The 18,898-nt window shown below is 65.0% G+C and carries 15 protein-coding genes; 7 read left to right on the top strand and 8 right to left on the bottom strand.

Going from position 1 to position 18,898, the window contains the following annotated elements:
* Window positions 1-8: 8 nt before the first annotated feature.
* Window positions 9-1,334: a helix-turn-helix domain-containing protein gene (locus QMG86_RS19950; RefSeq protein ID WP_281873987.1), complete on the bottom strand. Its 1,326-nt coding sequence runs from the start codon at window positions 1,332-1,334 to the stop codon at window positions 9-11.
* A gap of 136 nt (window positions 1,335-1,470) precedes the next feature.
* Between QMG86_RS19950 and istA the strand changes: the two genes are divergently transcribed.
* The 6 genes from istA (at window position 1,471) to cyaB (ending at window position 6,535) form a co-directional block, all read left to right on the top strand.
* On the top strand, window positions 1,471-2,694 hold the full coding sequence (istA, locus tag QMG86_RS19945) for an IS21 family transposase (RefSeq protein WP_434086196.1): 1,224 nt from the start codon (window positions 1,471-1,473) through the stop codon (window positions 2,692-2,694).
* On the top strand, window positions 2,694-3,482 hold the full coding sequence (gene istB / locus QMG86_RS19940; RefSeq protein ID WP_281873984.1) for an IS21-like element helper ATPase IstB: 789 nt from the start codon (window positions 2,694-2,696) through the stop codon (window positions 3,480-3,482). The genes istA and istB overlap by 1 nt, the downstream gene beginning before the upstream one ends.
* 453 nt (window positions 3,483-3,935) lie before the next feature.
* Window positions 3,936-4,313 carry a DNA-directed RNA polymerase subunit beta gene (locus QMG86_RS19935; RefSeq protein WP_281873983.1) on the top strand — a complete coding sequence of 126 codons (378 nt, stop codon included), beginning with the start codon at window positions 3,936-3,938 and terminating at the stop codon, window positions 4,311-4,313.
* A gap of 26 nt (window positions 4,314-4,339) precedes the next feature.
* Window positions 4,340-4,531 (top strand): hypothetical protein, encoded by a 192-nt coding sequence (locus QMG86_RS19930; RefSeq protein WP_195140955.1) that lies wholly within the window; start codon window positions 4,340-4,342, stop codon window positions 4,529-4,531.
* 52 nt (window positions 4,532-4,583) lie between these two features.
* Entirely contained in the window at window positions 4,584-5,960 is a 1,377-nt protein-coding gene (locus tag QMG86_RS19925) for a hypothetical protein (protein WP_281873981.1), read from the top strand.
* Between the two features lie 8 nt (window positions 5,961-5,968).
* Window positions 5,969-6,535: a class IV adenylate cyclase gene (gene cyaB, locus QMG86_RS19920; RefSeq protein WP_281873980.1), complete on the top strand. Its 567-nt coding sequence runs from the start codon at window positions 5,969-5,971 to the stop codon at window positions 6,533-6,535.
* Between the two features lie 142 nt (window positions 6,536-6,677).
* On the opposite strand, the gene mobF is transcribed toward cyaB, so the two are convergent.
* Complete coding sequence (gene mobF / locus QMG86_RS19915; protein WP_281873978.1) at window positions 6,678-11,393, bottom strand: MobF family relaxase; 4,716 nt, start codon at window positions 11,391-11,393, stop codon at window positions 6,678-6,680.
* Between the two features lie 1,125 nt (window positions 11,394-12,518).
* The gene (locus tag QMG86_RS19910; protein WP_281873977.1) at window positions 12,519-12,665 is read right to left on the bottom strand and encodes a hypothetical protein; all 147 of its coding nucleotides are present in this window, start codon (window positions 12,663-12,665) and stop codon (window positions 12,519-12,521) included.
* A gap of 169 nt (window positions 12,666-12,834) precedes the next feature.
* Between QMG86_RS19910 and QMG86_RS19905 the strand changes: the two genes are divergently transcribed.
* Window positions 12,835-14,120 (top strand): IS3 family transposase gene (locus QMG86_RS19905; RefSeq protein ID WP_281873976.1). Its coding sequence is split into 2 segments (ribosomal slippage): window positions 12,835-13,108 and window positions 13,108-14,120, totalling 1,287 coding nucleotides; the frame shifts between segments, so codons are not numbered across the junction.
* 135 nt (window positions 14,121-14,255) lie between these two features.
* Here QMG86_RS19905 and QMG86_RS19900 read toward each other — a convergent pair.
* The 5 genes from QMG86_RS19900 to QMG86_RS19880 form a co-directional block, all read right to left on the bottom strand.
* Window positions 14,256-14,555, bottom strand: a complete 300-nt coding sequence (locus QMG86_RS19900; RefSeq protein ID WP_281873974.1) for a hypothetical protein — start codon at window positions 14,553-14,555, stop codon at window positions 14,256-14,258.
* 489 nt (window positions 14,556-15,044) lie between these two features.
* Complete coding sequence (locus tag QMG86_RS19895) at window positions 15,045-15,458, bottom strand: DUF4326 domain-containing protein (RefSeq protein ID WP_281873972.1); 414 nt, start codon at window positions 15,456-15,458, stop codon at window positions 15,045-15,047.
* Window positions 15,459-15,559: 101 nt separating this feature from the next.
* Window positions 15,560-15,976 (bottom strand): hypothetical protein, encoded by a 417-nt coding sequence (locus tag QMG86_RS19890; RefSeq protein WP_281873971.1) that lies wholly within the window; start codon window positions 15,974-15,976, stop codon window positions 15,560-15,562.
* Between the two features lie 103 nt (window positions 15,977-16,079).
* The gene (locus QMG86_RS19885) at window positions 16,080-17,657 is read right to left on the bottom strand and encodes a hypothetical protein (RefSeq protein WP_281873970.1); all 1,578 of its coding nucleotides are present in this window, start codon (window positions 17,655-17,657) and stop codon (window positions 16,080-16,082) included.
* Between the two features lie 692 nt (window positions 17,658-18,349).
* The gene (locus QMG86_RS19880; RefSeq protein WP_281873969.1) at window positions 18,350-18,871 is read right to left on the bottom strand and encodes a single-stranded DNA-binding protein; all 522 of its coding nucleotides are present in this window, start codon (window positions 18,869-18,871) and stop codon (window positions 18,350-18,352) included.
* Window positions 18,872-18,898 lie beyond the last annotated feature (27 nt).

Genomic DNA, 18,898 nt, shown 5'->3' with positions numbered 1-18,898 from the left:
TTTCAGCCTTATCCCACTAACGCAACGGAGGTCTGGAACTCGTGTTCGACCTGTTGAACTGCAGGCATGCTCGCGAAGGGCGCGAGTCGGCGCCGAACGAGGTTGATCGACTCGATCGCACGGGAGCTGGTCAGTCCGCGCGCCGCAGGAAGCGTGTCCAGTAGTACCTGGCACGCCTGCTCGACATCGACGTCTGATTTGCACACGCGCTCTCCATCCTCAGGCACGAAGGAGGCTGCCAGCGTTGCGGCGACCAGGACCTTCCTTCGCTCCATCCCTACCGAGTCCGCCAGAACAATAGGTGCCTGTTCGCGTACGTCTGTCGGACGTCGCCCATCGTGAGCGACATACATGAACTCGGCCGACAGCTGGCGGTCGGTGAAGAACCGAATCCAGTCCGGTTCGTCATCTGGCCGAGCACGGCCGAGATGCCGTTCGGCGTCGTGCATCGCTCTCGCGCTCACGCTGGCATCGTTATTGAGCGCATGTGCACGCGCCAGGAGCGCGTTGCAGCGTGCGGCGGTACTGGGGGAGCCTGACTGCTCGGCGGCCTGCACTGCGGCGGTACCGCATCGCACGGCCTCGGTAGGTCGGCTGAGGTAGTGGGCCTGCATGGACATATCGGTAAGGATGTGTGCGCCCAAGGCGGTGTTTCTGGCCGCTTTGGCGAGTTGGAGGGCCTGCTGAAAGTACTGCTGTCCAAGACCCTGCTGCGCAGAGTCGAAGCACATGAAGCCGCTCAAGTTGCATAACCGGGCGGAGACGGCATACAGCTGCGAGGCTGTCTGGTCGTCGTAGGAACCGCGCAACGCTGGTGTGACAACGTCATCGATGAGCCTTGCCAGAGTCGCGCGAGCGTAGCCTCCGCCGAGGTGATGATCTGCGTTGGCGAATACGCTGCACATCGACCACATCACCGCGACATCGGTGCTTCCTACACGCCGATGGCCTGTGCCGCGGCCGAACGTAGGAACGGCTGACTCCAACCATTCGCGGACAGGGTCGAAGGCTTCCAGGCCGACCCAGGGCGCAGCGGTTTCTGCGGCCACCAAGGGTGGAGATGTACTCATCTCTGCTGCGGCAGAATTCATGTCGAGCCACATGCGTTGGAGGATGCCGTCGGTGTCCAGCGCTCTATCCATTCGCGCGGCGAACGCTTGTGTCGGACGGCGTTGAGCTTTCTCGATTTTGCCGATCAGCGAACCGCTGTCGTGGCTGATTGCCCCGAGCTGGTTCAGAGACAGTTTCCGTAGCAGCCGCCAGTGCCGCAGCTCGGCGCCGAAGAACTGTCGCGCCGACTCCATGGCGGCCAGTTCACGCGGTTGTTGGGCCATCGCTACATCCTCTGTGACCTGGTCGGATGCGACCACTACCGGGACAGCCTCGAACGGTGTCAGCGCTCTTCGAAAATCCGGCCACCGGCGCTCTTTGAAAATCGGCCACCCATCCACGATCGGAAGGGTGATCTCAGTGCAGGAATGGGCGCAGATCAGGTATCTCCATGCGAGTGAGGGCCTGTCGATGCGGGCGATCGCGTCCCGGTTGGGCATCTCGCGGGACACGGTGTCGAGGGCGATTGCCTCGGAGTCGCCGCCGCGATACCAGCGGGTGTCGGGTCCCTCGGCGTTCGACGAGTTCGAGCCGCTGGTGCGGGAGCTGCTGGCGCAGTTCCCGGCGATGCCGGCGTCGGTGATCGCCGAGCGGGTGGGCTGGGCGGGGTCACCGTCGTGGTTCCGTAAGAAAGTCGCGGCCCTGCGGCCGCAGTACGCACCGAAGGATCCGGCGGACCGGCTGGAGTATCGGCCCGGGGATCAGGCGCAGTGCGATCTGTGGTTCCCACCGACACCGATCCCGTTGGGCGCCGGGCAGGTCGGGACACCCCCGGTGCTGGTGATGGTGGCTTCGTTCTCGAGGTTCATCACTGCGATGATGATTCCGACCCGGACCACCGCGGATCTGCTGGCCGGGATGTGGTCGCTGCTGTCGGGGCAGTTGGGGAAAGTCCCGCGCAGGCTGTTGTGGGACAACGAATCAGGGATCGGCAAGGGCGGACACCTGGCCGTTGGGGTGGTGGCGTTCACCGGGATGCTGGCCACCCGCATCGTCCAGTGCAAGCCGTTCGACCCGGAGTCCAAGGGCATCGTCGAACGCGTGAACGGCTATCTCGAGACCTCGTTCCTGCCCGGCCGGTCGTTCAGTTCACCAGGAGATTTCAACACCCAGCTCGCCGAGTGGCTGCCGATCGCCAACGCTCGACACGTCCGGCGCATCGCGGGTTCCCCAGCGGAGCTGGTCGGCATCGACCGGGCCGCGATGACGACACTGCCGCCGATCGCCCCGGCGGTCGGGTTCACCAGCCGCGCGAGGCTGCCGCGTGACTACTACCTGCGTGTCTTGGGCAACGACTACTCGATCGACCCGACGGTGATCGGACGGTTTATCGACATTCGTGCCGATCTGGATACCGTCACCGCCCGCTGCGACGGGCTGCTGGTGGCCACCCACCGCAGAGCCTGGTCGAAAGCGGTCACCATCACCGACCCCACCCATGTCCACACCGCTGCGCAATTGCGGGAAGCATTCGGACACAAACAATCTCGGACCGTCAGCGTCGATGACGGCGGGTTGGTGCGTAACCTCGCGGACTACGACACCTGTTTCGGCGTCGACTTCGGCGGCGAGGGTGTCGCGTGATGGCCGCACCCGCCGATACCGCCAAGCAGATCGAGTACTACGCCAACGCGTTGAAGGCCCCCCGCATCCGCGACAGCGCCGCCCGCCTGGCCGACCAAGCCCGCGACGCCGGCTGGACGCATGAGGAATACCTCGCCGCGGTCCTGTCCCGCGAAGTGGCATCCCGAGAGTCCTCCGGCGCCGAAATCCGGATCCGCGCAGCAGGATTCCCCGCCCGCAAAGCGATCGAGGAATTCAACTTCGACCACCAGCCCGCCCTCAAGCGCGACACCATCGCACATCTGGGCACCGGCCAGTTCATCACCAAAGCCCAGAACGTGGTGCTACTCGGGCCACCGGGAACCGGCAAAACCCACCTGTCGATCGGGCTGGGTATCGCCGCCGCCCACCACGGCCACCGCGTCCTGTTCGCCACCGCCGTCGAATGGGTCACCCGCCTACAAACCGCCCACCAGCACGGCCGCCTCGCCGCCGAACTGGCCAAACTCCGCCGCTACGGACTACTGATCGTCGACGAGGTCGGATACATCCCCTTCGAACAAGACGCAGCGAACCTGTTCTTCCAACTGGTCTCCAGCCGCTACGAACACGCCTCGCTGATCCTGACCTCGAACCTGCCGTTCTCCCGCTGGGGCGACGTGTTCTCCGACCACGTCGTTGCCGCGGCGATGATCGACCGAATCGTCCACCACGCCGACGTCCTGACCTTGAAAGGAAACAGCTACCGACTCCGCAACACCGAAATCGACACACTCCCGTCCATGCGGACAGACAACACGGCAGACTAAACAACCACCAAGTGGCCGATCTTCAACGAGCGCCACCGGCCTACATTTCGAAGAGCGTCGACAAACGGGGACAGTTTCTTGTCCGCATCCAAGATATACCGGCTTCCGTTGCCTCCGTCACAGACTGAAGTCGCGTCCGACGCCGGGTCGATGCCGATCTTCTTCTCGGCACACCGACCCGCAATGCCGCTGGCTGGTGGCGTAAGCCCCCGGCGTCGGGCGCGATTCGAAATCTCAGGGAGGCAGAGCATGGTTTCGCATAACAGTGCAGGAAGATTCGCTGGCGAGGGTGCGTCGTCAGTCCGCGGCGTGGGCAGGGGCCGCCGAACTGTCGCTGAACACGAGTCGCCCGATGTGCGGGTCGGCGAGTCAGCCGAACAGCGCTGCGCCTTCTACCGGCGAGTGTGTGGCTTACCGACTCGAGTCGATCCGGCCCTCGGCCGGATCGAATTGGTGGCCGGATCGGTCGGCGCCGTGACGATGCCTGCACATATCGGCGCTGGCGTGCGGCATCACATGCAGGTCAGGCAGCACCCATTGGGGCCGATCTTCACTCACCCGCGGTCCGGGACATGGACGTTCTTGATTCGTCCCGACTTTCCGGACGACCCGCGGCTGTTCGCGATGTTGTTCCGTCACCAGGTCAAGGTCATCCGTAGTGGCGGACTGATCGCTCTGCCATCTCCAGTAGGCATGCCCGCAGGAGTCCGCCGGTGGATCGAGCCGGCGCGCGATACCTACCGCCCGCTGGGCGCCGTGGTGATTTCCTCGGTGCGGGCGTGCGTCGGCCCGCGCTGGTCTTCCGGCCAGTCCCGCAGTCGCGCCTCGTGACCGGTCCGGGAGGGTCCCCGCGGCCGATGGAACGGGATGTCCATCTGTCGATCTACCTGAACGACGTGCGCTTGGACTTCGCCGCCTGCCTGACGGCCGCGCTGCTGTTCGTCCAGGATTTCCACGCCCACAACCATCACAACGCCATCCATGTGATCTCGGACGATCCCCGGCACCTGCCCCGGCTCCCCAATGAACGCCTCTACCTCGAGCCTTAGCCACATCCGGGTCGACCGCCCGAAACCACGTAACGACCATCACTGGTGCGCAATGATCGGAACAACTAACCCCTTCGCTTCCGAGCGAAAAGCGGAGCGGACCTATCTCGATATCGCAGCCAACGACCACGGCCACGAGAAAGGCATGCTCGTGCACCGCGCTCTGTCGCGCGTAGCAGGCACCGAGCCGCACATCATCGAGATCGGCCCTGGTGGCGGTGCTGCGGTCGAGTTTCTCGCTTCTCAGCTCCGTGACCAGCCCCGCGACGTGCGATTGACTCTGATAGAGGCGCCCGGAATCGCATCTCAGTCGCTGACGCAGGCTATCGACCAGTTCAACGCAGTCGGTACCTGCGAGCTGATTCATGGATGGGCCCAGAACATCGGATCAATGGTCAGCGAACCCGTCGATGTGATCAGCGCATCGGCACTGCTGCACGAGGTGTACTCCTACGGTGGTGCATACAGTGGCCTGCACAGCTTGATGCGGACCTTTCCGACGGTACTGAAGCCTTATGGATTCTTCGTCTACCGTGACGTCTACGCAGTCGATGCCGTATCGCTGCACGAGCGCGTCGTCCAGTCCTACAACGCCCAGTCGTGGCTGCAGTTTCTTCGTCTGTTCGTGCCGCACTATCTACGGGAAGGCACGCATCCCTACCATCGCCACGACGACGACTTGGTCATTCGCCAGAACTCCTGCATCGTGGCGGCAGAAGAGCTGGACACTCGGGTCTGCGCGGTCATCCATGCGCCGATCGGGCTTTTTCGCGAACTGCAGCGTCACTACATCACGCTGCGCGATCACGTTTGGAGGTCGGGAGTCCTCGGATTCACGCCGACTCTCGACGGCCAACTGTCGGGCGACTGGATCGACTTCCGCGCTGGACACAAACGTGTGCACTTCTCATTCACCGGTTACGGATGGTTATCGCAGAATGACCGCGCCGCGATCGAGGCGGTCAGCGAACGCTACGGCCATCACCACGTCATCGACAGCGACATCTTTGACACTGTCACCGACGTAGCGCTCAGTCTGTTCCTCGCCGCGGCGGAGCGCGGCGACGGCGACTGCAGCCACGTATGGGGTACTTGGCTCGAGCGGGAGGGCCGAGAGACCTATGCCTATCTCACAGCAGATGAGCTTCTGACTGCGTTCGCCACCAACTCCGTAGAGGCAGAATCCAGTCCGTCCGTGCTTGTTCCTGTGCAAGCCACCGACGTGCTCGTCCGAGAGCGCCACTACTACAACCGATTTCTGCGCAAGAGTCTTGCGAACCCCTTGATCGACGCCAAGCAGATGGTTCTGTTCCAGAACGTTCCTGTCGCCGACTCCGAAGTTCTGCAACAGGCGCTGGGAACGATCCGTCGACACTGCTCCAAACCGAACCTGGCCCGCGTGCACACCGCCATCCATGCGAGAGGATGATCCAGCACATGCACTTGATCGAGGTCGAGCGTAAACGGGAACTTCCCGACCCTCATGTCCTTCGGCAGCGCCTCACCGAACTCGGATATCGAGAGGCCGGACACCTCACCGAGGTCGACATCTACTACAGCCGACCCGACGTCGACTACATGAAGACTGTTGAATGCCTTCGTATCCGGCGTCGCGATGGCTTCGCTGAGATGACCTACAAGCCGCCGTCCAATGCTGCCACCCACAGCGACACCGACGTGATCGCCAAGCGTGAAACCAACGTCACCCTCAGCGGGCCGGAGCAAGCCGAGTCGGCCAGCCGGCTACTGGACGCGATCGGCATGGTCGAACTCGTCCGTGTCGAGAAGCGCAGAACCATCTACCAGCACCCGGAGCGTGACGACATCATCGTCAGCATCGATGCCGTCACCGATGCTGGAACATTCGTCGAGACGGAAATCACGGCGGCCGACACGGACGTGGCAACCATTCACCTCGGTCAGGTCGAAGGAGAACTTGGCATCGCCGATAATCCGATCATCAGGCTGCCCTACCGGGACCTGGTACTAGCGGCGGCCAATTGAGACGACGATCTCATGCCAGCAGTCGCTCCGTGGCGATAGCCGACGTACAGGCTGTCGGGCGCGATTGGGTCCGCCCGACAACCCGTTTGGGCACGGGGGCTGGAATCTTGGAGCCGACTGATTTGCCTGCAATGCGACGCCGTCATAGCCCGAGATCGGTGTCATGTTCCCGATCGAAGATGCCCATCGACTTGTCGGCGTCAGAGGCGTATTCACCGGGTCGTGCAACGCGATGCCGTACTTGTTCTTCGACGGCGCGCTCAGCTGCGCTGAGCGTGCTGCGGCGGCGCTGTTCGGCGCGGTATTCGCCGAGTTGCTCTCGGATGTAGGCGGTGTGCTCGGTGGCTTCTTCGTCGATGAGGGCTGTGTCGAGTTGGGGAAGTTCGTTGGCCGAAGGCTCCGGGTGGCTGGTGAGTATGCGGCCCCAGTCTTGTTCCGGCCCGGCGAGCAAAGCCGCGTGTCGGTGGGCACTGCGCGTGGAGTCGTGGGCGGAGTTGCATTCCCGATCACGGATGTTGCGTTCTACGACGAGTGTGTTGATACGAGCTTGTAGTCGGCGACGGTGGCCGCGGCGGTAGCGGGGAGCCGCGTCGAGTTCCGCTCGGGCAGAGTGAAGATCGTTAGCAACGTTGTCCGCTGCTCGGATCGCTGTTTGAAGCTGTTGGTCCGCGTGGCGGGCGTGGCGGATCGCTTCTTGGGCAGCGTGGTGACGGTGGGCGGCGTCTCCAAGGTCAGATTCAAGGGGCTTGTAGGTGGCAGGATTGAAGATGAACGTGTCGGTGTCGACCAGCGCGAGTCCCAGCTCGAGTTCGCCGATGTGCCGGTCGAGTTCCTCGTCGGTGAGCATCACCAACGCGTTGGTTTCGGGACTTGAGTGCAGAGCATCCCCAGCTGCATCACGGGGTGCCGGACGGTCGCCGAGGCCGATCTCGAGGTCGGGTATCGAGCACTCCAGGCGTGACCACAGCGCTGCGGCGGGCATCTCGTCGGGCAGCGGGCGATTGCTTGCGGCGTCGGTGAGCAGGCCGACGATGTTGATTTCGGCGCGTTCGGCGGCCTCGAGCTTGGTCGCGAGGGTGGGCCAGTACGGGTCGGTGGTGATGCGCGGGTCGAGGTGTCGAACAACCGGCGCCCATTTGTTGACCGGCAGGTCGAGGTCTTCGTGCTCGGCTGTGAGGCGGTCCCGCAGGCGTTGTTGATACTCGCCTTCGATGGTGGCGTACCGGGGTGGTCCAGTCGGGCGTGGGTCGTGGTCGGGGATGTGAAGGCTGGCTCGCCACACGGCGAGGTCGGCAACCAGTTGCGGGTCGGCTTCGCGGAGTGGGCGTGCCCAGTGGGGCGTGGTGGTGAGTGTCCAGGTGCGGGTGTGGTCGTGGATTTGGTGGGCGAGGTCGGTGATGATGCGTTGGCGTGCGAGCAGCTGGTCGGCGAGGGGATGGGTGTCGAGTGCGTCGGGTATCCCGCGGATCCACGGGAGTGGTCCGATTCCACTGGAGTGGGTTCCCGTGGTGTCGAGGCGCCAGTCGAGTACGGCGGCGGGGTCGTGTGCGGTGTCGAGTTCGCGTGCTGCGGCTGCGGTGTGTAGTGCGGTGAGGGGGTCGCGGCCGGTCATCGCGATGACCGCGAGGTGCTGGCGCAAGATTGGGTAGGCAGGGCTGTCGGTGAGATGCGGGTGCACGATGTCGGCGCCAGCATCGAGACGAGCAAGACCCGCAGGACCGAGGGCGTCTTCGGCGGCGAGGCCGATGGTGTCGAGGTAGATGTCGACCGCACGGCCGAGTCGAGCGAATGGGTCGAGTGCGTCGCGCACCTGGGTGTGCGCAGATTTCTGCGTACCGTCTCGGTCGAGGATGCACACCAAAACTTCGACAGCCGTATGCGGAGACACCGCGGGTTCGCTCCATAAAGAGGCTTCGCTGCCGTCGACCGCGGTCGGAACATACACGTAGTTCCCGTGGACGCCGCGGGTCATGGCGACGTACAGCTGCTGTCGCGATTCGGCTCCGGTGAGCGCGATATGGCAGGTGTCGGCGGTGATTCCTTGGGCGGAATCGATCGTTGTGGCGTATCCGAGACGCACATGCGCGCGCACATAGTCGGCGGGGAACCGCACGCTGTCGTTGTGCTTTCCGTCGCGCGGATGCAGGTGTGTGGCGGTGAGGCTGCCGTCGTTGTGGACGGCAGTAATGAGCCAGGTGTAGCCGTTGCGCACCCAATCGTGTGCGCCGAGACGTAGTCGCGGGTTGTTGCGGCGGGTCCGAATCACGTCACCCACCGAAGCGCGCAGTCCATCGGCGAGTACACATTCTGGCCCTGTGTCCGCCTCGGTGCGGGCGATGCGGTCGGCTCGGGCGCGTGAGTTCAAGGCGGTGACGACGTCGTGCGTTGCGGCGAGCATGATGCTGTCGCGGCCGCTGAGGTGGTCGGTGATCCACCCGGTGTAGGCGTCGTCGTGGGTGGCGCCGTGATGCCCGGCGTTTACGCGGCCGTTGTCCAGATACCAGCCCAGTGCGGCGGGATCCCCGCTGCGCAACTGGAGGCTGGCGGTGGCTTCGGCGGTAGAGGCGAAACGTACGACGTGGGGCAGGGTCAGGGTGTGGTCCGGAGCGGCGGAGTTCATGTCGGCATCGGCGCCGCCGGCTTCGATCGCGGGCAGCTGGTGGTCGTCGCCGATGCAGCGGATCGTCGCGCCGCGCTCGGTCAGAAACTTCAGCAGGCGTAACCGTTTGGCGTTGCCGAGTTTGACGTGCTCATCAACGATCACCAAGGTGTCGGTGTTGATCTCTACGACCCACTGCGGCAGCGATCCGGGCTCCAGCACGCCGTCGTCGAGAGTAAGTGAGTGGCGGTCGAGGATGGTGAGTAGCCGGTCGACGGTCTCCACTCGGGTACCGATCGCGTCGCTCAACACTGCGGCCGCGGCTGCGGTGGGTGCGAATCCGAGCACGTAGCCGCCGCTGCGATGCCAGGCATCGGTGAGCACACGCATCGCGGTGGTCTTGCCCGATCCGGCTGGGGCGTTGGCCGTGTGTACGCGCAATCCCGACTGGGCGAAGCGATCGATCACCGTGATCTGACCCGGGTTCAGCGGCCGATCCGGATGTTTTTGGTTGTAGGCATGCACTGCTTCGGTGACCAGGTGGCGTGGCAGTTGGCGTTCGCCGGGTTGCACCGACAGGTCAATCAGTTGCCGCTCGACTGCCAACGTATGCGCGGAGGTGTACACCTGTGCACCCGCGGTGGCGTAGACGCTGCTGCCGTCTCTGCGGCGCAGCAGCTGGGGCACCGCGCCCAGTACGGGCTCGTCGCTGATGTCGGGATCGTGTTGTGAGATCACGTTTCTGGGTGAAAGTGCTTCTGCGAGGATGGCTTCCGTGACGTGTTCCCAGTGCTCGCCTTGTACCTGGCCTCGGGTCTGGCGTTCGATTTCCGCTCGCACGTGGTGTCGCCGCCAGGTCGAACGCTGCTCCGAGACCACCGCGAGGACCTGCTCGGCCGTGCGAGTGATCCACTCGCTGGACACTATCGGCGGCGGCGTTCGGGGCGGATCCAGTGCTGCGGCCACCATCCGAGAGAGTGCCGTTCGGCCACCGAACAGCGCGATCGCATCGGCGCGCCAAGTGGCGCGTTGTTCGGCGAGGGTACGTAGTTCGTGCTTTCGGGGACGTGTCTGAACAGTCGCGAGATCGGCAAGCTCGTACACCTCACCGGGAGTGGGTTCGCGTCCGAGTTGCTGTTGGAACTGCGCGGCCAGTTCATCCAACCGTCCTGTGATCGCGGCGTCGCGCTGCGACCACATCTGAATCAATGATTCTGGGATTCCGACGATCTCTCGGATCGGACGTTTCGACACGTCCGCGGATGAGCGTTCGGCGAATTCGACGCCGATGAGGTATCGCAGGTGGTGCTCCAGGCGGGTGTTGTAGATTTCCGAGACCGTGACCACTGACTGGTAGATCGCCGTCCCGTCGAGGGTGCGCCAGCGCCCGTCCAGAGTGCGGACCCGGTTGGCGATCAGCATGTGAGTATGCAGGTCCGGGTCGCCGGCGCGACTGTCCCGGTGGGTGAACCGGGCCGCCACAACGCCTTCCACGTCGACCTGACGGACGCCGTTGCGGCCCAGCCGGGTGAAGGTCGCGTGGCGCTCCAGCCACTCGATCGCGTCGTCGACCGCGGCATGATGGGCGGCTTCCATCTTCTCCGCGACGGCCCTCGGGGCCAGTGTCCACAGCGCCGACACACTTTTCACTGGGGAGAACGTGAGGTCGAAACCCGCGACCGCAGTCGTGTTGGGGCGTGAGTTGCGTGCCACCCAGCCGGACAATTCCCGTACATCCAAGGGTGCGCGACCGTATTCTTCGGTGAACATTTCCGTCGCCACAACGGTGCGGATGCGCGCTCTTTCGGCATCGGGGATAGCAGTATGTGGGTCATATCCACGCGCGTAATTGTGTTCCTCGAAGGCGGTCGCGCACCGTTTCCGGAACTCCGACACCTCCGCATAAACCCGGAACGGGTTGCCCAACCGAGATGCTTTGTCTGCGGCACGGTCGGCGTCCTTCAGCTTGGCGCCACGCCAGATCTGCTCATCGATCACCGCGGCTTCGATCACGTCTGCATTCGGGTGACGACCCAGCCCGAACAGCGATTTCATCTGCTCCTCGGTCACTTCGTCCCCGACAGCGATGCCGAGAGCAGCCAGGCCGGCGCCGTGCCAGTGGCCCGGAGTCTCCCCTTTGGCGGAGTAGTAGTCTGCCAGGCTCGACCGGCCACGCGAGGTGGCATCCTGCGCGGCAACATCACGTAGGTAGTACTGGAAGCCATTGCCTGCAACGACTTTATGGATGGTCGCGGTCATGTATCTATGAAGACATGCAGTGCGCCATCTCGCCTAGGGGTAAATTTGTCTGTTCGCACGAAAATGCAACTATAGCCTCGCTGGTACTTAATTGTAACGGGGAGGACGGTATTCGAGGCGCCAATATCCAACCGGAACGCGCCGACAGCGAACCTGGTGCTCTGGGTGTGGACTTTTAGGCCGGCTGGCCCTGCCATCGCCTGCGCTGCCATCGCGGGTGTGTCCATGGCCGAATCTTGCGTAGACTCTTGCCGTCTGGTCGATCGGCGTTGCCTGTCGCCTGACTCTCGCGTGCGTGCGTACTCGGCGTGCGGCGGGTGAGTCACTCTGCTAGGTGGGGTGGCTTCAACCGAGTCCTGCTGTGCAGGTCGGCTGAAGCCACCACCGCTCGGTGGTGGTTCCGTTGAGAGTCAGGGAGGTGAAGTGACAACTGAGAAACCAGATCCGTCGCGGCACGAAAGTCGCCGTAGCGGGGCTCGACGCTGGTTGGAGTCCATCCTGTGGGCGCGTACTGCCGTAACGATCGTTGATCTGGTGGTGCGTACCCTGCCGAGGAGGGCGGGTGATAGCCCCCCTAGCTCGGTGGGAGAGATTCCCACCGAGCTAGGGGCGTGGCTGCTGCATGTGATTCGAAGCTTGGAGGGCTAGATCACAGGCGGCAGTGACTGAGGAGGTCCGGGTCGCTGCTGAGATGGCGGCTCGGACCTGTTCGGCTGGTGTCTCTAATCATTGAGTCTTACGCACCTTACCCCCAAATGGGGACAAGGTTGTAGCGCACTCTCGTGAATGTAGTGAAGTCACTAGTTCCGTTCTCGGATCAAACTTGCAGGTCATGGTCTGTTTGTGTGGCTGATCCATGGTGGTCAGGATTGGCCAGTGTTGCCCGGAGGATGACGACTGTTGGGCTGGGTTCACTCGTGTTTGAGGTTGTTGTGGGCGGAGGGCGGTGTAGTGGTTCCAGGCTCGACAGCAAGTTTGCCCCAGCGGTTGTCGGTGATGGTGCTGAGTCCCAGGAGGTCGGCGAGGACTGGGGTGGGCATTTCGGCGGAGAGGTGGAAACAGGCGGCTTTCCGGGCGTGGGACGGTTGGATGCCGCAGGCGACGAGTTCGGGCTAATGTCTCTGGTCACCAGTTGTTTTCAGGTTGTTGGCCGACGGAGAGCCAGCGTCCGGTGTTGGCGTAGGAGGTGGGCGCGCCGTGGGCGAGATGGTCGCGTAGGAGTGGTTCGGGCATCTCGATGGGGTCGGTATTGAAGGACTGTGCTGTTGTCATGGGGTGTGACTTGCTCGGGGTGCGTGCGGCAGATGCGGGACAGTGGTTGCGCGAACAGCAGTAGGAATAGTCCGGCGATGTGGGTATAGAGGCGAATGGTGTTGTCGTGCAGTGAACCGCCCCCGCTTTTCTGCCGCCCCGTTATGGGGTAGCAGGAAGGATATGGGCCATGCCCAAAAAGATCGACCCAGTGCTTCGGAGCCAGGCCGTCAGGCTTGTGCGGGAGCACCGCTCGGAGTACTCGACCGAGCGTGCCGTGCATGTCCAGGTCGCCGAGTCCCTCGGCGTGTCCCGGGAATCGGTGCGGCGCTGGGTGATGCAGGAAGAGATCGACGCGGGCCAGGTGCCGGGTGTGACCAGCGACGAACGCGACGAGTTGCGCCGGTTGCGGGCGGAGAACAAGCGGCTGCGTGAGGTCAACGACATCCTGAAATCGGCGACAATTTTCTTCGCGGGGGAACTCGACCCCCGAAACCGCTGATCGTGGCATTCACCGACCAGATGCGCGCTGCTGGTCACGCCGTCGAGTCGATCTTGATCGCCCTCAGCACCGCTGGGCTCAAGATCGCGGCACGAACCTTGCGGGCCTGGTGTGCCCCGGCTGGACCCGGGAACAGGCCGGCGGCCAGGACCGTGACCGACGCCCTGATCCAGGACGCGATCCGGACCCTGGCGTTCACCACCACCGCAGCCGGGCAGCGTGTGCTGACCCCGGAAGGGCTCTATGGCCGGCGCAAGATGCTGGCTCTCATCCGCCGGACCCTGTTCCCCGACGCCGGGTTCGGGGCCGTCGACCGAGCCATGCGCTCGCTCGGCTTGACCGGTGTCGTGCGTGGTAAACGAGCCAGGACCACGATCTCGAACCCGGCCGACACCAGAGCACCTGATCTACTTGACCGGGACTTCACCGCGGTCGCGCCGGACCGGAAGTGGGTGACAGATTTCACGTATGTGCGGACGTATCAGTCGTTTTCGTATGTCGCGTTCATTGTGGACTGCTTCTCCCAGAAGATCGTGGGCTGGCATGCCTCGATCAAACGGGACGTCGAGCTGGTCGATGTGCCGTTACGGATGGCGCTGTGGCGCCGTGGCCATGAAGGTAATCCGGTCGAAAGAGGTCAGTTGACATGCCATTCCGATGCGGGGTCTCAATACACCAGTATCCGCTTCACCGAGCATCTGCGGATCGAGGGCATCAGCCCATCGATCGGCAGCGTCGGCGACGCCTACGACAACGCCCTGATGGAGACCATAAACGGCCTCTATAAGGCCGAATGCATCCGCACGGCGGTGTTCCACGACGGTCCGTGGAAGACGATCGCCGATGTCGAGTACGCGACCGCGGCATGGGTCGAGTGGTACAACAACCGGCGCTTGCATTCGAGTCTGGGCATGATCTCACCGACCGAGTACGAGGCAGCGCACTACGCTGACACAGACCGATGGGCCGAGTGACTATCGGCTCGTAAAACACCGGCAGGAAAGCCGGGGCGGTTCACAGCAGTGTTTCGACGTGGCGCCAACGTCCGGTGTCGGAGAGGGCGGCCTGTGGTTCGGGGCGTTTCGGAGCCAGGATCGTGAAGGACTGCGTTAGTTCGGTATTGCTGGGCCAGTCGAGGAAAGGGCGAGGCTTGGGCCTGTTTCGGGGTGGTCGATGAGACAGTGGTCGAGGATGCTCTGGGTGAGATCGGGCATTGCGATGTTGTGCTCCTCGAGCCAGGTCAGGAAGCGGATCGAAGCGAGAATGGTGGCGGGGGCATGCTGGACCGCGCCTCGGGTGACGTTGCCGTGTGCTTCGAGTTTGCTCAGGCGGCGTAGGAGGTTCCAGCGTGTGAAGCGGCCGAGTAGGTCGGCATGCGGTTTCGGCAGAGGTGCGAGGGTCTCTCGCACCAGGGATGGATACGTTCGACCGCCGGCCGGTATGGCGGGAGGACATCGGCGGCGGCGAGCAGGTCGCGGACGGACCTGATTGCGCGGCTGGCTGGGAGTCGTCGAAGGCGGCGTGTGAGATTCCACGCCAATGCTGCTTGGCCGTAGCGGCATCGCGGCCCTCGCAAACGGGTTCGGGGCAACAAATTTTTGATCAGTCACACCCTCGCGATAGTCCACCTGCGCGACCTCGAAGTTGTCGTGTTTTAGGAGTGAGTCCGGAAAGTTATCCTCGATGCAAGAGGTCTGCTTGAGAAAAGGGATGTGGATGAAAGGGGGTGGATGGATGTAGATGGTGGGTGGTGAGGTGGGATTGTGGATGGCTGGGGAGAGATTGGGAGCGGTGTGCGGGTGATCGGTGAGTGCGTGGGCATGGGGAGGTAGGAACTGGAGCGGGTTGATCCGGTTCCTACCGTGATGACGGCTGTCGGGTGTCTGACGGCCGTGCGGTCACGTTCGCCTGCGCTGCTGGATCCGGACGGCCGCGAGCGGGTCGAGGTCGGGATCGAGGCTCAGTGCGCTGAGGGTGTGGCCGTGGCAGGGTTTGGGTGCGCTCCAGCAGCCGAGGACATGCCCGGCGAGTGCGCCGCGTCGCAGGCGGGTGAGCAGGTCGACACGGCGGGGGATGTGGTGGGCGTGGGCGGTGATGACGTCGTCGCGGTTGCCGTGGCGGCCGATGATGTAGGGGTTGCCCCAGTCGCTGGCCCGGTCGATGCGCACGAATAGGTTGTGGCGTCGCGCCCAGTCGATCAGGTGCGTGTGTCCGGCCTCGGCGCGGATGGACACCACGACCGGCGTGCCAGCGGCGAGGTGCTGTTGGAGTTCGGTGGTGTCCAGCTGTACAGGATCGATGTAGTGAACCATGGTGGCGTCTTCCTCCGGTTCGGGTGCTGGGAACGGCGCGGTGCTGCGCGGGCTGCGTTGGGAGATCTGTCTCGGCTGGGGCCGCGGTGGCGACGGGTGAGTCAGACGGGTGGGGTGGGAACGGGCGACCATCCGGTCGACGCGCAGGCGTAGTGACGGTCGTCGAGTCCGACGAGGTCGCCGACCGACAGTGACCGCAGTCCTGTGACACCCTGTATCCCTTTCGCGTACCAGGTGTCGGTGTGGATCTGGTCGTCGGCGTGTTCGGGATGATCGTTGAACGCGGCGAAGACACGTTCGAGCACAACCGCGTCGGTGTCGGTGACCGGGTCGACGCGCAGCAGGTAGGTGTAGGCCAGCGTGACCGGTGCGTCGGGCCGGTATCCGGTCAGCAGCGCGGTCGGGTCGGTGTTGAGGTAGACCCGCACCCGGACCTCGCCCGGGTGCGGTGCGGGTGCGGACACGGCGTCGCGGAGGGCGCGCAGTGCGCGGCGGGCTCGGTTCGGGAGTCGACGCACGAGGGGGGCTCCTGTCGGTTGGGGGATGGTGGACCGGTCCGCCGCAGGGGTCGACACCGCGGCGGACCGGCGAACACGGGAGAGGAGATTCGTGCAGGGTCGGTCAGGCCACCGCGCTGGTGCGGCGGGCAGTGGGAACGAGGCCGAGGTCGATGCGGCAGTCGGTGCAGTAGTTGTCGGCGTGCACGACACCGTTGCGGGCGCAGGCGTCGCAGCGCCCGATCCGCTGCCCGGCCCCGAGCGCGGACGCGCCCCGCCGCGGCCGACGCGCGGCGTGGCGGGGTGCGCGTTCGGGCTGTTCGAGGTTCATGGCCATCCACCGGGTGATCAGCCGCCAGGTCGGCCCGGTGTTCGCCGAGGCGGCGCGCACCCGGTCCAGCAACACCCGCACCTGGACGGGATGCGCGGCGGCGATGTGGGCGCAGCGGGAGTCGATGAAGGTGCGCATCCCGAATCCGGTGGGCAGTTCGGGGATTCCGGGGTGGCCGTCGGCGCGGCAGACATCGCAGAGTCCGTCGTCGCTGACCACCACCCCGTCGCGGGTGTGGAAGGGACGGCGGTCGGCGGCGGGCCGGTCGATCCAGCAGCCCACGCACGGCCACCCGAGATACGGGGTCATCGCGGCCAGGTCGTAGTCCAACCCCGAGCCCTGCCAGGTGGACTCGCGGACATCGAGTTCGCTGTAGGGCAGATACTCGTCACGGTCGCTGGGGACCGCGAGCCCGGTGCGCCGGGCCGCGAAGCGGGACTGGTCGGCCGGAGTGATTCGTGGCGGGAACTGCGGGCGGGTCCGTCGGGCACGCGTGCCGCGCGTGCGTCCCGAAGGTTCGGGTTCGGTGCCGTGCTCGCGCAGGAACTTCCGGGTCGCGTCCTCGAGCCCGGCGTGAGGACGCTCGGTCGCGATGTGGCGTTCGGGCAGCTCGGGAGCGAGCAGGTGCCGGTCGGCTTCGGTGTAGCACTGCGCGACGTGCAGGAAGTAGGAACGCTCCCACAACTCGGCCTGCACGTGCGCCCACACCTGCCCGGCCTTCTTCCGGGGCTCGGGCACCGGCGGGGCGCGATCCTCGTCTGCGGCGGTGTCGATCGCGTAGAGCCGCTGCGCGGCATAGGCCGCGTACTCGCGGTCGCGGCGCTTGGCCACGGCCAGATCCCGTGCACGGTGACGCAGGCTGACCGCACCGAGGGTCGGCGCGGGAATACGGGCACGGCGGGCGGCGACCTTCTCCGGTTGGTAGCGGGCGGCGTCGGTGGCCGCCGACGGGGTGGCGGTGTCACGGTCGCGGGAGCGGCGATCCCGGATGGAGCGACGCACCCATTCGGACGCCTCGATCGACACCTCGGAGGGCTGGGGCAGTTCGGGCCGGTACAGGCCCGGGTCTCCCTCGGCGGTGTGGTCGATGATCAGCGATCGGAGTTCGGGGCGGCTTTTGGCCATCCATCCCAGCTGCCGCGCTGCGGTCTTCCACGGGGAGCGGGTCAACATCTCGGCGGCGCGGTCGAGGAATTCACGCTCGGCCGGGGAGGCGAGGGCCAGCACGGCGGTGAAGCGTTCCCGTGCGGCGTCGGGATCGGTGTTCAGGAGGTATTCGATCTCGCCGAGTGCGGCGGCGAACGGAGAAGCGGTCTCAGCGACTTCGATGACAGTGCCGGTGGTCTCGGGTGCGTTCAACGTTGCGGTCATCACTGGGTCCTGTTCTGTCGTTGGAAACAGCTCGGCCCCGTGCCGGACGCCACGTACGTAACCCCGGCACGGGGCTGGGCGGCTGGTCGTCTGACCCGCCTGAGTGCGATCGACCAGGGTGGGAGTCCGACACGGCGGAGGGAACGCGCCGGAACGGTCGGCGGCGAATTCGCTGCGCACACCACCGGTCTGCCGGATTCGAGAGAGGCGGCGCGCCGGGCGAATTCGGTGACGGCCGGGCGCGGGCCCGCAGCCGTGGCGGGTTCACGTCCTGGTAGCACTCAGAAGGGCGGGGCCGACGGCCAGACACCCAGCCCTCACCAACCGCCACACCCGCTCAGCACCTGCGGTGGGTCACCGTCTCGGTCGAGCGGGCCGGTAGCCGACCAGGGCAGCGACGGTGGGCCGCACGTTTCCTGGATGGGCGGGAGTCGGCATCAGATGTGCGGGTCGTCGGGCCGGTCGAGGGGCCGCCCACGCCTGTTGCCAGGCGTGGGCGAAGCTGGTCCCGTTCTCCGCGGCGCTGATGCCCCGCGATTGGCTCGGTGCGCGCCGCCGACGCTGGATGCCCGGATGTCGAGTGAGACAGTGGGTGGATACACCCGATCGGGGGCGGGTATATCCAGCCACCGCGACGAGCTGCTCGTGATCGCTACGGGGGCGGGGAGGTCGGCGTCACGCGGGACGGGTTTCTAGAACCCGGGCTCCTCGTTGCCGCCGAATCCGCCGCCGAATCCGCTGCTGGTGGTCGCCCAGGGATTGTCGTCACCGCCGCGGCTGCCGGTGGCTGCCCCGACGAGGTCGCGGGAGCGGTCACGTTGCTCGCCGAAGCCCCCGGTGCCGCCGCTGCGGCTGGTGCGGTTGACTTTCGCGGTGGCGAACCGAAGCGATGGCCCGATCTCGTCGACCTCGAGTTCGACCCGGCTGCGCTTTTCACCTTCGGTGGTCTGCCAGCTGCGCTGCTTCAACCGGCCCGAGACGATGACCCTTGCACCGCGGGTGAGCGATTCGGCGACGTTCTCGGCGGCCTCACGCCAGATGCTGCACGGCATGAACAACGCCTCGGCGTCTTTCCACTCGTTGGCGTTGCGGTCGAAATACCGTGGGGTGGAGGCGACGGTGAAATTCGCGACCGCGTGACCGGCGGGGGTGAACCTCAACTCTGGATCAGCGGTCAGGTTCCCGATCACCGTCAGCGGGGTGTCTGCGGCCATGAGCATGCTCCTTCACAAGGTGTAGAC

Origin of the sequence: Nocardia sputorum (genome assembly GCF_027924405.1) — a bacterium.
Taxonomy (GTDB): Bacteria; Actinomycetota; Actinomycetes; order Mycobacteriales; family Mycobacteriaceae; genus Nocardia; species Nocardia sputorum.
Note: the sequence above shows the minus strand (reverse complement) of the source record. Positions and strands in the feature narration are given on the sequence as shown.